At 65.8% G+C, this 13,986-nt stretch carries 16 protein-coding genes and 1 pseudogene; 11 read left to right on the top strand and 6 right to left on the bottom strand.

All coding sequences use genetic code 11. The features are described from left to right. Both DIE06_RS16500 and DIE06_RS16495 read left to right on the top strand, forming a co-directional pair. Window positions 1–116: pseudogene (locus DIE06_RS16500) on the top strand (electron transfer flavoprotein subunit beta/FixA family protein); the annotation flags it as partial. A 16-nt stretch (window positions 117–132) separates the two neighbouring features. Next, on the top strand, window positions 133–1,068 hold the full coding sequence (locus tag DIE06_RS16495; protein ID WP_124662327.1) for an electron transfer flavoprotein subunit alpha/FixB family protein: 936 nt from the start codon (window positions 133–135) through the stop codon (window positions 1,066–1,068). Window positions 1,069–1,386: 318 nt separating this feature from the next. Here the strand turns inward: DIE06_RS16495 and DIE06_RS16490 are convergent, their stop codons facing one another. Continuing rightward, entirely contained in the window at window positions 1,387–2,673 is a 1,287-nt protein-coding gene (locus DIE06_RS16490; RefSeq protein ID WP_124662326.1) for a D-amino acid dehydrogenase, read from the bottom strand. A 145-nt stretch (window positions 2,674–2,818) separates the two neighbouring features. Here DIE06_RS16490 and DIE06_RS16485 point away from each other — a divergent pair, with 145 nt between their 5' ends. Beyond that, window positions 2,819–3,307, top strand: coding sequence for an Lrp/AsnC ligand binding domain-containing protein (locus DIE06_RS16485; RefSeq protein ID WP_006762687.1), 489 nt, complete (start codon window positions 2,819–2,821; stop codon window positions 3,305–3,307). Window positions 3,308–3,398: 91 nt separating this feature from the next. Then, window positions 3,399–4,577, top strand: coding sequence for a PA0069 family radical SAM protein (locus DIE06_RS16480; RefSeq protein ID WP_124662325.1), 1,179 nt, complete (start codon window positions 3,399–3,401; stop codon window positions 4,575–4,577). 17 nt (window positions 4,578–4,594) lie between these two features. Here the strand turns inward: DIE06_RS16480 and DIE06_RS16475 are convergent, their stop codons facing one another. Beyond that, window positions 4,595–5,062: an NINE protein gene (locus DIE06_RS16475; protein WP_124662324.1), complete on the bottom strand. Its 468-nt coding sequence runs from the start codon at window positions 5,060–5,062 to the stop codon at window positions 4,595–4,597. Between the two features lie 110 nt (window positions 5,063–5,172). Continuing rightward, entirely contained in the window at window positions 5,173–6,312 is a 1,140-nt protein-coding gene (locus DIE06_RS16470; RefSeq protein WP_124662334.1) for a sorbosone dehydrogenase family protein, read from the bottom strand. Between the two features lie 153 nt (window positions 6,313–6,465). Between DIE06_RS16470 and rpsP the strand changes: the two genes are divergently transcribed. From rpsP to DIE06_RS16440, 6 genes are all read left to right on the top strand, one after another. Then, window positions 6,466–6,720 carry a 30S ribosomal protein S16 gene (gene rpsP, locus DIE06_RS16465; RefSeq protein ID WP_006476550.1) on the top strand — a complete coding sequence of 85 codons (255 nt, stop codon included), beginning with the start codon at window positions 6,466–6,468 and terminating at the stop codon, window positions 6,718–6,720. A gap of 42 nt (window positions 6,721–6,762) precedes the next feature. Next, window positions 6,763–7,443, top strand: a complete 681-nt coding sequence (rimM, locus tag DIE06_RS16460; RefSeq protein WP_124662323.1) for a ribosome maturation factor RimM — start codon at window positions 6,763–6,765, stop codon at window positions 7,441–7,443. After that, a complete protein-coding gene (trmD, locus tag DIE06_RS16455; RefSeq protein ID WP_124662322.1) occupies window positions 7,440–8,234 on the top strand; it encodes a tRNA (guanosine(37)-N1)-methyltransferase TrmD in 795 nt (264 codons plus the stop codon). Before rimM ends, trmD begins: the two co-directional genes overlap by 4 nt. A 133-nt stretch (window positions 8,235–8,367) precedes the next feature. Continuing rightward, on the top strand, window positions 8,368–8,760 hold the full coding sequence (rplS, locus tag DIE06_RS16450; protein WP_006753174.1) for a 50S ribosomal protein L19: 393 nt from the start codon (window positions 8,368–8,370) through the stop codon (window positions 8,758–8,760). 87 nt (window positions 8,761–8,847) lie between these two features. Then, window positions 8,848–9,534, top strand: a complete 687-nt coding sequence (locus DIE06_RS16445) for a CoA pyrophosphatase (protein WP_124662321.1) — start codon at window positions 8,848–8,850, stop codon at window positions 9,532–9,534. Window positions 9,535–9,654: 120 nt separating this feature from the next. After that, window positions 9,655–10,593: a CobD/CbiB family protein gene (locus DIE06_RS16440; RefSeq protein ID WP_124662320.1), complete on the top strand. Its 939-nt coding sequence runs from the start codon at window positions 9,655–9,657 to the stop codon at window positions 10,591–10,593. Between the two features lie 78 nt (window positions 10,594–10,671). On the opposite strand, the gene DIE06_RS16435 is transcribed toward DIE06_RS16440, so the two are convergent. The 3 genes from DIE06_RS16435 to DIE06_RS16425 are packed head-to-tail and all read right to left on the bottom strand — an operon-like array spanning window position 10,672 to window position 13,244. Beyond that, window positions 10,672–10,989, bottom strand: coding sequence for a putative signal transducing protein (locus tag DIE06_RS16435; RefSeq protein ID WP_011351362.1), 318 nt, complete (start codon window positions 10,987–10,989; stop codon window positions 10,672–10,674). 57 nt (window positions 10,990–11,046) lie between these two features. After that, window positions 11,047–11,988 (bottom strand): ribosome small subunit-dependent GTPase A, encoded by a 942-nt coding sequence (gene rsgA / locus DIE06_RS16430; RefSeq protein WP_124662319.1) that lies wholly within the window; start codon window positions 11,986–11,988, stop codon window positions 11,047–11,049. Continuing rightward, window positions 11,985–13,244 carry a M48 family metallopeptidase gene (locus tag DIE06_RS16425; protein WP_124662318.1) on the bottom strand — a complete coding sequence of 420 codons (1,260 nt, stop codon included), beginning with the start codon at window positions 13,242–13,244 and terminating at the stop codon, window positions 11,985–11,987. Before DIE06_RS16425 ends, rsgA begins: the two co-directional genes overlap by 4 nt. Before the next feature lie 117 nt (window positions 13,245–13,361). Here DIE06_RS16425 and orn point away from each other — a divergent pair, with 117 nt between their 5' ends. Next, window positions 13,362–13,982: an oligoribonuclease gene (gene orn, locus DIE06_RS16420; RefSeq protein ID WP_057928086.1), complete on the top strand. Its 621-nt coding sequence runs from the start codon at window positions 13,362–13,364 to the stop codon at window positions 13,980–13,982. Window positions 13,983–13,986: the final 4 nt, after the last annotated feature.

The following is a 13,986-nucleotide window of genomic DNA, read 5'->3' as shown; positions in this document are numbered from 1 at the left end:
CGCCGCGTCTGAAGACGCTGAAGGTGGTCGAGCCGCCGAAGCGCGCGGCCGGCGTGAAGGTGCCGGACGTGAAGACGTTGGTCGAGAAGCTGAAGACCGAAGCCAAGGTGCTGTAAGAGGGAGCGGAAAGAAATGACGATTCTGGTGATTGCAGAACACGACAACGCGTCGATCAAGGCCGCGACGCTGAACACGGTGGCGGCGGCGGCGAAGATCGGCGGTGACATCCACGTGCTGGTCGCGGGCCACAATGCGCAAGCGGCTGCCGACGCAGCGGCAAAGATCGCAGGTGTGTCGAAGGTGCTGCTGGCCGACGCGCCGCAACTGGCCGCAGGCCTGGCGGAAAACGTCGAGGCGACCGCGCTGAACATCGCGAAGGACTACTCGCACATCCTTGCGCCGGCGACCGCCTACGGCAAGAACATCGCGCCGCGCATCGCCGCGAAGCTGGACGTCGCGCAGATCTCGGACATCACGGCAGTCGACTCGGCCGACACGTTCGAGCGTCCGATCTACGCAGGCAACGCGATCGCGACGGTGCAATCGAGCGATCCGATCAAGGTGATCACGGTGCGTGCGACGGGTTTTGATCCGGTTGCAGCGGAAGGTGGCAGCGCGGCGGTCGAGAAGATCGAAGCGGCGGCCGATGCCGGCAAGTCGCAGTTCGTGAGCCGTGAAGTGACGAAGCTGGACCGTCCGGAACTGACGTCCGCAAGCATCATCGTGTCGGGCGGCCGCGGTCTGGGCAGCGGCGAGAACTACACGAAGGTGCTGGAGCCGCTGGCCGACAAGCTGAGCGCAGCACTGGGCGCCTCGCGCGCGGCAGTGGATGCAGGCTACGTGCCGAACGACTACCAGGTCGGCCAGACCGGCAAGATCGTCGCGCCGCAGCTGTACATCGCGGTGGGCATCTCGGGTGCGATCCAGCACCTGGCCGGCATGAAGGATTCGAAGGTGATCGTCGCGATCAACAAGGATCCGGAAGCACCGATCTTCAGCGTGGCCGATTACGGCCTCGTCGGCGACCTATTCGCGCTCGTGCCGGAGCTCGTGAACGAGCTGGGCTGACGCGGCGTGACCTGACGCTTTGGCGGCAAGTACGTACGACGAGGGGCGCGATGAGCGCCCCTTTTTTGTTTGCCATCAGCGGAAGAAGGCGAGGGCGTGCTGCGTGCGAAGACCGCGTTGCGAAATGTGGCGCCGCCCCGTCCTCGTTCAGGCCGGCTGAACTGTCGAGCGTCGGCGCGAAGGGGAGCGAGAGCGTGCTCGTATTGATGGAAGACCGGTTCCGATTCGGCGATGCATTCGCTGAAACGCAGAAAGGCGCCCTCGGGGCGCCTTTCTTCTTGGTGCCGACCGGCCCGCATCGCCGCGGGCCGTCCCGACTTACGCGTATGCCGGGCGCGTCTGGCCGGCTTCGTCCTTCAGGTAGCGATGCACCGACAGGTCGTCGGCCTGGATCGCCGGCTTCTTGCCCGAGATCAGGTCGGCGAGCAGTTGGCCCGACCCGCACGACATCGTCCAGCCGAGCGTGCCGTGGCCGGTGTTCAGGAACAGGTTCGAGACCGGCGTACGACCGACGATCGGCGTGCCGTCCGGCGTCATCGGGCGCAGGCCCGTCCAGAAGGTTGCCTTCGACGTGTCGCCGCCGCCCGGGAACAGGTCGTTCACGCACATTTCGAGCGTCTCGCGGCGCGCTGCGCGCAGGTTCTTGTCGAAGCCGACGATCTCCGCCATGCCGCCGACACGGATGCGCTGGTCGAAACGCGTGATCGCGATCTTGTAGGTTTCGTCGAGCACCGTCGATACCGGGGCGGCCGCCTCGTTGACGATCGGCGCGGTGATCGAATAGCCCTTCAGCGGATAGACCGGAATCTTCATCAGGTTCGAGATGAAGCGGGTCGAGTACGACCCGAGCGCGACGACATACGCATCCGCTCGCACCGTCTCGCTGCCGCACTGCACGCCGGCGATCTTGCCGCCCGCGATCGCGAGCGCATCGATCGGCGTGTTGTAACGGAACTTCACGCCGAGCGATTCGGCGAGCGCCGCGAGGCGCGTCGTGAACAACTGGCAGTCACCCGTTTCGTCGCCCGGCAGGCGCAGGCCGCCCGTCAGCTTGTGCGACACGGCGGCGAGCGCCGGTTCGGCGTTCTTCAGCTCGGCCGGCGACAGCAGTTCGAACGGCACGTTCGCTTCCTGCAGCACCGCGATGTCCTTCGCCGCGCCGTCGAGTTGCTGTTGCGTGCGGAACAACTGCAGCGTACCGCCCGTGCGACCTTCGTACTGGATGCCCGTGTCGGCGCGCAGCGCCTGCAGGCAATCGCGGCTGTATTCGGCGAGGCGGACCATGCGGCCCTTGTTGACCGCATAGCGCTCGGCCGTGCAGTTGCGCAGCATCTGCCACATCCACTGGAGCTGGAAGCGCGTGCCGTCGAGACGGATCGCGAGCGGCGCGTGCTTCTCGAACATCCACTTGACGGCCTTCAGCGGCACGCCGGGCGCGGCCCACGGCGCGGCATAGCCGGGCGAGATCTGACCTGCGTTTGCGAAGCTCGTCTCGAGCGCCGGACCGGCTTCCCGGTCGATCACCGTGACTTCATGACCGGCGCGCGCGAGGTAATACGCGCTTGCCACGCCCACCACACCGCTGCCCAGAATGACCACTCGCATAGCTGCTCCAGATGGAAGGGATCAGGTCGAGGCCGGGCGCACCTGCGTCTCCGTGTAACCTCTAGCTGATCTAGTTTTTTGCGCTATGGTATTGTCGAATGTGTAGGTTTTGTTATCGTATTTTTCAGGTTTTCAGAATAAACAAATGAGAACGCAACGCCAGCCAGTACGCTCGCTCGACAAGCTCGACCGGCGCATCCTCAAACTGCTCCAGGACGACGGCCGGATGGCGATGAAGGACCTCGCCGAACAGGTCGGGCTGACCGTCACGCCGTGCATCGAACGCGTGCGACGCATGGAGCGCGACGGCGTCATCACCGGTTATCACGCACGTGTCGATCCGGGTCAGCTGGGTGCCGCGTTGCTGGTGTTCGTCGAGATCACGCTCGGCCACAAGGGCGGCAACATGTTCGAGCAGTTCCGGCGCGAAGTGATGAAGATCGACGAGGTGCTCGAATGCCATCTCGTGTCCGGCGACTTCGACTACCTGATCAAGGCGCGGATCGGTGAAATGGCCGACTATCGCAAGCTGCTCGGCGACATCCTGCTGCAACTGCCCGGCGCGGTGCAGTCGAAGAGCTACGTCGTGATGGAGGAAATCAAGGAGACGCTGACGATTTCGGTCGGCGAATGACCGCGGCTGGGGCCTGCTTTGGGTCCCGCCATCTCGCCCTTGGCACGCTGCACCCAATACTGTATAAATATACAGTATTGGGTGCAGGCGAATGGGTGAGCGCATGGACGGTCGGTCCGACAACGAATTTCCGATAGCGCCGCCGGCGCCCCGCAAGGGGCGCGGTGCGGTCGACAACCTCCAGGGGCGGTACGAAACGGCGCTGCGCGAAGCGGTCGACGACGGCTGGACGCACGAATCGGACGACACCGATTTGCCCGTTCCGCTGCGCACGCAGGTGTTCGAGGAGCGCGCAAAGAGCATCCTGACGCACAACCAGTCGCCGGACATTCCGTTCAGCGTGTCGCTCAATCCGTATCGCGGCTGCGAGCATGGCTGCATCTACTGCTTTGCACGGCCGACCCATAGCTATCTGGGCCTGTCGCCGGGGCTCGATTTCGAGAGCCGCATCTATGCGAAGGTCAACGCGGCCGAACTGCTCGAGCGCGAGATTTCGCGCAAGCGCTACGTGCCGGAACCGATTGCGCTCGGCGTCAACACCGACGCATACCAGCCGGTCGAGCGCGATCTGCGCATCACGCGCAGCGTGATCCAGGTGATGCACGATCACGGGCTGCCGTTCGCCGCGATCACGAAATCGTCGCTGATCGAGCGCGATCTGGACCTGCTGGCCCCGATGGCCGAGCGCGGGCAGGTGATGGCCGCGGTCACGATCACGACGCTCGACGCCGATCTCGCGCGCACGCTCGAGCCGCGTGCGGCGACGCCGGCGCGCCGGCTGCGCACGATCCGCGCATTGCGCGACGCGGGCGTGCCGGTGGGCGTCAGCATTGCGCCGATGATTCCGTTCGTGACCGAGCCGGACATGGAGCGTGTGCTGGAAGCCTGTGCGGAAGCTGGCGCGACGCACGCGAGCTACATCATCCTGCGGCTGCCGTGGGAGGTCGCGCCGCTGTTCAAGAACTGGCTCTCCGCGCATTTCCCCGATCGTGCTGAGCGTGTGATGAACCGCGTGCGCGACATGCGCGGCGGGAAGGACTACGACTCGGATTTCTCGAAACGGATGAAGGGCGAGGGAATCTGGGCCGACCTGTTGCGGCAGCGTTTCCGTCAGGCCGTGAAGCGACTCGGGTTGAACGAGCGCACGAACGGCATTCTCGACCTGTCGCAGTTTCGCGGTGCGCCGGCGGCCGGGGCGGCAGTGCAGCGCGCGGTGGCGGGCGCAACCGGCGGGAAATCGCGCGACGACATGCAGTTGAGCCTGTTCTGATCGACGCGCGTCGGCACTTACTGCGAGATCTGCTTTGCCGCTTCGACTTGCGACTCGAAATACGTCTGGAACGACAGCGCGAGCGCGGTCATCAGCAGGAATGCGCCGATCAGCAGCGAGAGGATCACGATGAAGATCACCGTCCAGCCTGACCGGCTGTGCTTGCCGGTGTCGGCATTGAATTGTGCGTCCCATTTTTCGTCGGGACGCAGGCCGTAGACGAGCGCGGAGAGGAACGCGGCCAGCAGCGAGATCGCGCCCGGCGCGGCGAGCCACCAGCCGAGGCCGGCAGTGCGCTGGGTCGCGGCGAGCAGCAGGAAACCCGGGATCCCGACGATCGTCGCGAGCAGGTGTGCCCAGCCGTACACGTCGCGAAAGCCGTACAGATAGAAGCGGTGCGCGCCGAGCGAACCGAACAGGAACGCGAGGGCGGCGGTGAGCGTCTTGGAACGGAAGCGGCGGGACGGTGCGGTGCTGCTGGACATGGCTGGCGGCGGATTATCGTTGGCATGGGCGGCCGGCAGGCCGGCGCGGGGCGCTCGGCCCGGCACGCATTCTACGATGCCCGGTCGGGCCCGGTCACCCCTCGTCTGCGTCAAGGTGCCGCATAGGTGACGCGGTAGATGGCACCCGCGTGGTCGTCGCTGACGAGCAGCGAGCCGTCCGGCAGCGGCAGTACGTCGGCCGGGCGCCCCCAGACGGTGCCGTCCGCGCGCAGCCAGCCCGTGATGAACGGTGTCTGGCGCGTATGACTGCCGTCGGCCGACACGACAGCGCGCATCACGCGGTAGCCGACCTTCGTGCTGCGATTCCACGAACCGTGTTCGGCAATGAAGATGTTGTTGCGATACGACGCCGGAAACATCGGCCCCGTATAGAAGCGCATGCCGAGTGCCGCGACGTGCGCGCCGAGTTTCAGCACGGGCGGCACATAGCGCCGGCACACGTCGGGGCTCCCGAATTCGGGGTCGGGCGTGTCGCCGCCGTGGCAGTAAGGAAAGCCGAAATCGAGGCCCACGCGCGGCGCACGGTTCAGCTTGTCGTCGGGCACGTCGTCGCCCATCATGTCGCGACCGTTGTCGGTGAACCAAAGTTCACCCGAATCGGGGTGCCACGCGAAGCCGACGGTATTGCGCACGCCGCGGGCAAACACTTCGCGGCCGCTGCCGTCGGCGTTCATGCGTGCGATGATCGCGTATCGGCTGCGATCGGCGAGGCAGACGTTGCACGGTGCGCCGGTCGGCACGTAGAGCTTGCCGTCGGGGCCGAACGCGATGAATTTCCAGCCGTGATGATGATCGGTCGGCAGTGTGTCCGTCACGACCGCCGGCGCCGGCGGCCTGGCGAGCCGGTCGTCGATGTGGTCGATGCGCAGGATGCGCGACACGGCGGAGATATAGAGTGCGCCGTTGCGATATGCGACGCCGACGGGCATGTCGAGCCCCGATGCGATCACGTAGCGGGCCGTGATCCGGCCCTCCTGCATCACGAATGCATGCACGCGGCCTTCCCGCGAGCCGACATACAGGATCCCGCGCGGCGACCACGCCATTTCGCGGGCGGTCGGCACGGCGTCGGTCAGCAAGTCGACGTGGAAGCCGGGCGGCACGACGAGTTCGTCCACCGGTGGTGCGGCGCAAGCCGCGGCGGATGCGAGACAGATGACGAGGCCGGTCAGCAAGCCTGCGAGGCGGTGCTGCGCGCGGCGCGCCGGGGTGGCGCGAAAGAGCGGCATGGCGGCGGGGAGCGTCGTGGACACGACGATTGTATGTCCGGCGAACAGGGCGTCTGCGGAATTTTTGCGCGTAAGTGTTTGTTGTGGCTTTGGTTTCCGGCTATAATCGCACGTTTCAGTAGTTTCGAACCCGGTTTTCCCGAAGGATTTCATATGGTTATCATCCGTCTGGCTCGCGGCGGCTCGAAGAAGCGCCCGTTCTACAACATCGTCGCTACCGATTCGCGCAACCGTCGCGACGGCCGCTTCATCGAGCGCGTCGGCTTCTACAACCCGGTCGCCACGAAGGGCGAATCGCTGCGTATCGCTCAGGACCGTCTGACGTACTGGCAAGGCGTTGGCGCGCAACTGTCGCCGACCGTCCAGCGTCTCGTGAAGGAAGCGCAAAAGGCGCAGCCGGCTGCCTAACATGGCGCGGTGTGCCGGTCGTGCCGGCTGCAAGGAGCATTGATGTCCGGTCACGATTCCGGTAACGCAAAGCGCGGGCGAGCGTCGTTTGGCGCATTCGTCCGCAAGCCGGTCGAGCGCGACTCTGTCGCGAGCGCCGGTACGGCTGCCGAGCACGGCAGTCTCGAAGCGGTGCAAGCCTGGCCCGACGATGCTGTCGAGGTCGGGGCGGTAGTCGACGCCTACGGCCTGAAAGGCTGGGTCAAGGTGGCGACGCATGCCGACGCCGGTCGTGGCGGCGACGCGCTGCTCACGGCGCGCCGCTGGTGGCTGGAACGGGGTGGGGAGCGGTTGTCCGCCCGCATCCTGCAGTCGAAGACGCACGGCGACACTGTCGTCGCGCATACCGCGGGTGTCAGCGACCGCGATGCCGCACTGGCTTTGCGCGGCTTTCGCGTGTTCGTGCGCCGGGAAGATTTCCCGGCATTGGCCGCGGACGAATTCTATTGGGTCGACCTGATCGGCCTCGAGGTCGTCAACGAGCAATCGGTGGCGCTCGGGACAGTGAGCGGGATGATCGACAACGGCGTGCATTCGATCATGCGCGTCGAGTATCCGGCAGTCGGCAAGGATGGTAAGCCGACCACCGACGAACGGCTGATTCCGTTCGTTGGCGTCTATGTCAAAACGGTGGATCAGGCGGCGCGTCGCATTGTCGTCGACTGGGAAGCCGATTACTCATGAACCAGGCTACGGAGAGCGCGGTGCAGTTCGACGTCATCACGCTCTTTCCCGAAATGTTCCGCGCGCTGACCGACTGGGGAATCACCAGCCGGGCCGTGAAGCAGGAGCGCTTCGGGCTGCGCACCTGGAACCCGCGTGATTTCACGACGGACAACTACCGCACGGTCGACGACCGTCCGTACGGCGGCGGTCCGGGCATGGTGATGCTGGCCAGGCCGCTCGAGGCCGCAATCGGCGCTGCGAAAGCGGCGCAGGCGGAGCAGGGTGTCGCGAGCACGCGTGTGGTGATGATGTCGCCGCAAGGTGCGCCGTTCACGCACGAACGTGCGGTGCGGATGGCGCAGGAGCCGGGTGTGATCGTGCTGTGCGGCCGCTACGAGGCGATCGATCAGCGTCTGCTCGACCGTTGCGTCGACGAGGAAATCAGCCTCGGCGATTTCGTTCTGTCCGGCGGCGAACTGCCGGCGATGGCGATGATGGATGCCGTCGTGCGCCTGCTGCCCGGCGTGCTGAACGATGCGCAGTCGGCCGTGCAGGACAGCTTCGCCGACGGGCTGCTCGATTGTCCGCATTACACGCGCCCCGAGGAATACGAGGGGATGCGCGTGCCGGACGTGCTGCTGGGCGGGCATCATGCCGAGATCGAGCGGTGGCGGCGCCAGGAAGCATTGAAGAATACGTTGCGGAAGCGGCCGGACCTGATCGTCCGGGCGCGCCGCGAGAAGTTGCTGAGCCGCGCCGACGAGGCGTGGCTTGCGAACCTCGCACGCGAAGCGAAGAACGCCTCCTGAGGCGGCCTCGCGGGCGGGAAATGGCGGTGCCGTGCATGCGTGCGCGGCGCCTGATGTGAATCCATCCTCTATCGGGGCCAGGCCTGGAAGCAGGCGGGTGCAAACGCCGACAAGATGGCTTTAGGAGTCAGTGATGAATCTGATTGCAAAACTTGAGCAGGAAGAAATCGAGCGCGCGCTCGCCGGCAAGACGATCCCCGAATTCGCCCCGGGCGACACGGTGATCGTGAACGTGAACGTGGTTGAAGGTAACCGCAAGCGCGTTCAGGCGTACGAAGGTGTCGTGATCGCGATTCGCAACCGTGGCCTGAACTCGAACTTCATCGTCCGCAAGATCTCGTCGGGCGAAGGCGTCGAGCGTACGTTCCAGACCTACTCGCCGCTGCTGGCGAGCATCGTCGTGAAGCGTCGCGGTGATGTGCGTCGCGCGAAGCTGTACTACCTGCGCGAGCGTTCGGGCAAGTCGGCTCGAATCAAGGAAAAGCTGGTGTCGAAGGATCGCGCCGCAGCAGCTTCCCAAGAGTAAGAGCTGTAAGGAAAAAGCACCCTCCCGGGTGCTTTTTTCATTCTGGCGCGACAATATGCTCGACACGTCACGAACCCGAGAGCCCCATTGAATCGCCGCCCCATCATTGATCCCGAAGTGCTGCCGGTCGAAGGTACTGGCGCCGGCCTGCCATCCATCGATGCCCGCCTGATGACACCGCCCGGGCTGCGCGAGCGTTTCGCGCGCACGCTCGACTGGAGCGTCGAGCCGGGCGAGGCACGGTTGCAGGAGGGTGTCGATCCGCGTAGCGCCGCCGTCCTCGTGCCGCTCGTCGTGCGCGAGAGCGGCCTTACCGTGCTGCTGACCCAGCGCGCCGACCACCTGAACGACCACGCCGGGCAGATCAGCTTCCCCGGCGGTCGTCGCGAGCCGTTCGATCTCGATACGACCGCGACCGCGTTGCGCGAGGCAAAGGAAGAAATCGGGCTGGCCGCCGAACGGGTGGAGATTCTCGGTGCGCTGCCCGACTACCTGACGGGTACCGGCTTCTGCGTGGCGCCCGTCGTGGGGCTCGTGCATCCGCCGTTCACCGTGCAGGCCGACACGTTCGAAGTCGCCGAGATTTTCGAGGTGCCGCTCGCGTTCCTGATGAGTCCCGCGAACCATCAGGTGCGTGTGTTCTGCTGGGAAGGCGGCGAGCGTCGTTTTTTTGCGATGCCCTATCCGAATGGCGAATCGAGCGGGCATTACTTCATCTGGGGCGCAACTGCCGGCATGTTGCGCAATCTGTACCGCTTCTTGGCAGCCGGATAGCATCCCGCCCGATCCTGCCCACGTGGCCGGCGCCCGGCCCGTCGCGCCGGCAGCCATGCGTGGCTTACGCTGTGCTATCGTTATGCAAAAAATGACATAACTCCGAAGACGGCGCCACGCATGACTTTCTTTTCGGTTCTCCTCGCCCTCATCATCGAACAGGTCCGCGCGTTGTCGCCGAGCAATCCGGTGTTCGCGCTGTTCCAGTTTCATGCGGAAACCGTCGCGCACGGCCTCGACGCCGGCAAGCAAAAGCATGGTGTGCTCGCATGGCTCGCAGTCGTGCTGCCGTGGGTGCTGGTCGTCGCGCTGATCTACTTCCTGCTGTACAAGGTGAGCTTCGTGCTCGCGTTCATCTGGAACGTCGTCGTCGTGTATTTCACGCTCGGCTTCCGCCAGTTCAGCCACTACTTCACCGATATCCATCTCGCGCTCAACAACGACGACGTGCCGCGCGCGCGTGAAATCCTGCACGAGTGGACGGGCCTCGACACGGTCGACATGCCGGTCGGCGAAATCGTCCGTCATACGCTGATTCATGCGGTCGTTGCGTCGCATCGCCACGTGTTCGGCGTGTTCTTCTGGTACGTGCTGCCGATCGGTCCGGCCGGCGCCGTGCTGTACCGCATCTCCGAATATCTCGCGCGCAGCTGGTCGACGCCGGGCGACGATCGCACGGCCGCGTTCTCGACGTTCGCGCAGCGCGCCTTCTTCGTGATCGACTGGATTCCGTCGCGGCTGACCGCGCTCGGCTTCGCGATCGTGGGCAACTTCGAGGACGCGATCTACGCGTGGCGCAATCACACGCGCCAGTGGCCCGACCCGAACGACGGCGTGCTGCTCGCGGCCGGCAGCGGCGCGCTCGGCGCGCGCCTCGCGGGGCCGCTGGCGGAACCGTCGAGCCTCGACGCGCTGGCGGTCGGCGACAGCGGTCCGTTGACGGTCGGTGATGATTGCACGCCGCGCACGCTGCAGTCGGCGGTCGGCCTGGTGTGGCGCGCCGTGATCCTGTGGATGATCCTGCTGTTGATGCTGACGCTGGCCGTCTGGATATCGTGACGCTGCAGCGCAGTGCGCGATGAAATGAAAAGGCAGGCTTCCATGCCGGCCTTTTTGCTGTGCGTCGGATCAATCGGTTCAGTCGTCGAGCGGATCGCGCACGGCGCCGCATTGCCAGCAGGCGGTGAACTGGGCCTCGAGCGCCTCGCCGCACTGGCGGCAGCGCCACGGCGCGGCGCCGGCCGACGGACCGTGCGACGCGGCATCGAGAAGCCGCCGCGCGAGCGCATCGTCGCGCTCGTCGTCGAGCCACAGCTCGGGGGTGCATGCGTCGGCGGGCAGGCCGCCGAGCGCGCCGGTCGCATAGCAGTTGTGCAGCTCGCAACCGATGCCGGCCACCTGCAGCACATTCGCCCAATGCTGCGCGGTGGCGAGATCGGGGGCCTTGAAACGCATCGCGGCTCCTGTCGGTGAAGGCCGGGCTGGGCCGGCCGCCTTCAGTCCGCCGTGCGGTCAGCGGACGATCTGGCTTGCCTCGTGCACGAGTTGCGCGTAAAGCGCATGCCGCGACGGCGCAATGCGGCCGTCGGCGACGGCTTCGAGAATCGCGCAGCCCGGCTCGTGCAGATGATGGCAATTATAGAAACGGCAGTCCGCGAGCAGTGGGCGGAATTCCGGAAACGCGCGCTCGAGGCGGCCTTCCGTCAGGTGGTAGAGGCCGAATTCCTGGAAACCCGGCGAATCGATCAGCGCGCCGCCGCCTTCGAGCGGGTACAGGCGCGTGAATGTCGTCGTGTGGCGGCCGCTGTTGAGCGCGGCCGAGATTTCGCGGGTCGCGGCCTCGGCATCGGGGACGAGCAGGTTCACGAGCGTCGACTTGCCCATCCCGGACTGGCCGAGCAGGATCGTCGAATGGCCGGCCAGATGCGGCATCAGCTGCGCGCGCGCATCGTCCGGCGAGCCCTTCACCGACAGTTCGAGCACATCGTAGCCGAGCGCGCGGTAGGGCGCGAGGCGCTCGCGGGCGACCGGCAGCGCGGCCTCGACGTCGATCTTGTTCAGCACGACCAGCGGCTTCAGCTCGTTCGCTTCGGCCGCGATCAGCGCGCGACCGAGCAGGTCCTCGCTGAAATAGGGCTCGGTCGCGAGCACGATCAGCAACTGGTCGAGGTTGGCCGCGAACAGCTTCGACTTGAACTGGTCGGAACGGTACAGCAGGTTGCGCCGCTCGCCGATCTCGACGATCACGCCCTGGTCGGCCGATGCCTGCTCGTACACGATGCGGTCGCCGACCGCGATCTCGCTTTTCTTGCCGCGCGGGAAGCACTGCAGCATCGGGCCGCCGTCGTCGGGCGCGACAATGTAGTGGCGGCCGTGCGCCGCGATCACGCGGCCTTCGACACGCGGCGCGCCCGATGCGCGCGGGGCCGGCTTGCGGGAGGTCGGCCGGCTCATGCGTGCTGCATCAGGCGGTCGATCCGCTGCGACGCAGGCGGATGCGAGTAGTAGAAGGCCGTGTAGACGGGGTCCGGCGTGAGCGTCGACGCGTTGTCCTCGTAAAGCTTCACGAGCGCGCTGACGAGATCCTGCGCGTCGGTCTGGCTGGCCGCGAACGCGTCGGCCTCGAATTCATGCTTGCGCGACGTCAGGCTGCTGAACGGTGTCGCGAAGAACAGGAACACGGGGATCGCGAGGAAGAACAGCACGAGCGCGGCACCCGCGTTGCTCGTGTCGAGCGACGGCGTGACGCCAAGGCCCGTATAGAACCATGTGCGCTGCGCGAGCCAGCCGAGCAGCGCGAGCAGCACGAGGCTCAGCACGAACGACACGAGCATCCGTTTCATCACGTGGCGGCGCTTGAAGTGGCCGAGTTCGTGTGCGAGCACGGCCTCGATTTCCTCGCCCGTCAGCCGCGCAAGCAGCGTGTCGAAGAACACGATCCGCTTCGAGGCGCCGAAGCCCGTGAAATATGCGTTGCCGTGTGCGGAACGGCGGCTGCCGTCCATTACGAACAGCCCCTTCGCCGCGAAGCCGCATCGTTTCATCAGCGATTCGATGCGCGTGCGCAGCGCCTCGTCCTTCAGCGGTTCGAACTTGTTGAAGATCGGCGCGATGAAGGTCGGATAGATCAGCAGCACGAGCATCTGGAACGCGACCCAGACGATCCAGGTCCACAGCCACCACAGGCTGCCGGCCTGGTTCATCAGCCACAGCACGACGAACAGCAGCGGCAGGCCGAGCACGGCGCCGAGCAGCGTATTTTTCAGCATGTCGGTGAAGAACAGGCGCTTGGTCATCCGGTTGAAGCCGAACCGCTGCTCGATCCCGAACTGGCGGTAATACTCGAACGGCACGTCGATCACGCTCATGATCGCGAGGACGGCGGCGACCAGCGCGACCTGCTGCCCGTAGCCGCGGCCGAGCCAGCCCGTCAGCAGCGTGTCGAGCACTCCAACGCCGCCGAGCAGCGTGAGGCCGACCAGCACGGCCGCGCTGACGACGATCTCGAACATCGCCAGCCGGGTGCGCTCGACCGTGTAGTCGGCCGCGCGCTGGTGGGCGGTCAGCGGAATGGTGGCGCTGAACTGTACGGGCACGCCGTTGCGGTGCGCGGCGACGAAGCGGATCTGCCGCGACGCGAGCCACAGCTTGGTGACGACCATCGCGAGCACGGCGATCGCGAACAGCAGGGTGAACGAAAAGGGTGACATCGAAGGCGCCAAAGGGTTCTATGCGAGAATTATATGTTCTTGCGGACCGGGCCCGCTCACGCGATGCCGGCCGCCCGGGCGGCGCCGCGCGCCGTCCGCCATTTTCCAGGATGACTCATGACCGATACCGCCGCTTCCGCCAGCCAGCCCGCGCTCGTGCGCAACGAGTTGAACCTCGTCTGGCTCGACATGGAGATGACGGGCCTCGACCCGGATAACGACCGCATCATCGAAATCGCGGTCGTCGTGACCAATTCCACACTCGACATCGCGGTGGAAGGCCCCGTGTTCGCGATCCACCAGAGCGACGAAACGCTCGCGAAGATGGACGACTGGAACAAGTCGACGCACGGCCGCTCGGGCCTGATCGACCGCGTGCGCGCGTCGACCGTGACCGAGGCGGATGCCGCCGCGCAGCTGCAGGCGTTCCTTGCGCAGTACGTGTCGCCCGGCAAGTCGCCGATGTGCGGCAACTCGATCTGCCAGGATCGTCGCTTCATGGCGCGCTGGATGCCGGAATTCGAGCGATTCTTCCACTACCGCAACCTGGACGTCAGCACGCTCAAGGAGCTGTGCCGCCGCTGGCAGCCGGCGATCTACAAGGGCTTCCAGAAGCGCGCGATGCACACGGCGCTCGCGGACATCCACGAGTCGATCGACGAACTGAAGTACTACCGCGAGCATTTCCTGATTCCGGCCGCGTCGGCGCCGGCAGGCGAGTCCGCGCCGGCCGCCTGAGCGG

The organism is Burkholderia sp. Bp8998, assembly GCF_003854235.1.
Taxonomy (GTDB): domain Bacteria; phylum Pseudomonadota; class Gammaproteobacteria; order Burkholderiales; family Burkholderiaceae; genus Burkholderia.
Note: the sequence above shows the minus strand (reverse complement) of the source record. Positions and strands in the feature narration are given on the sequence as shown.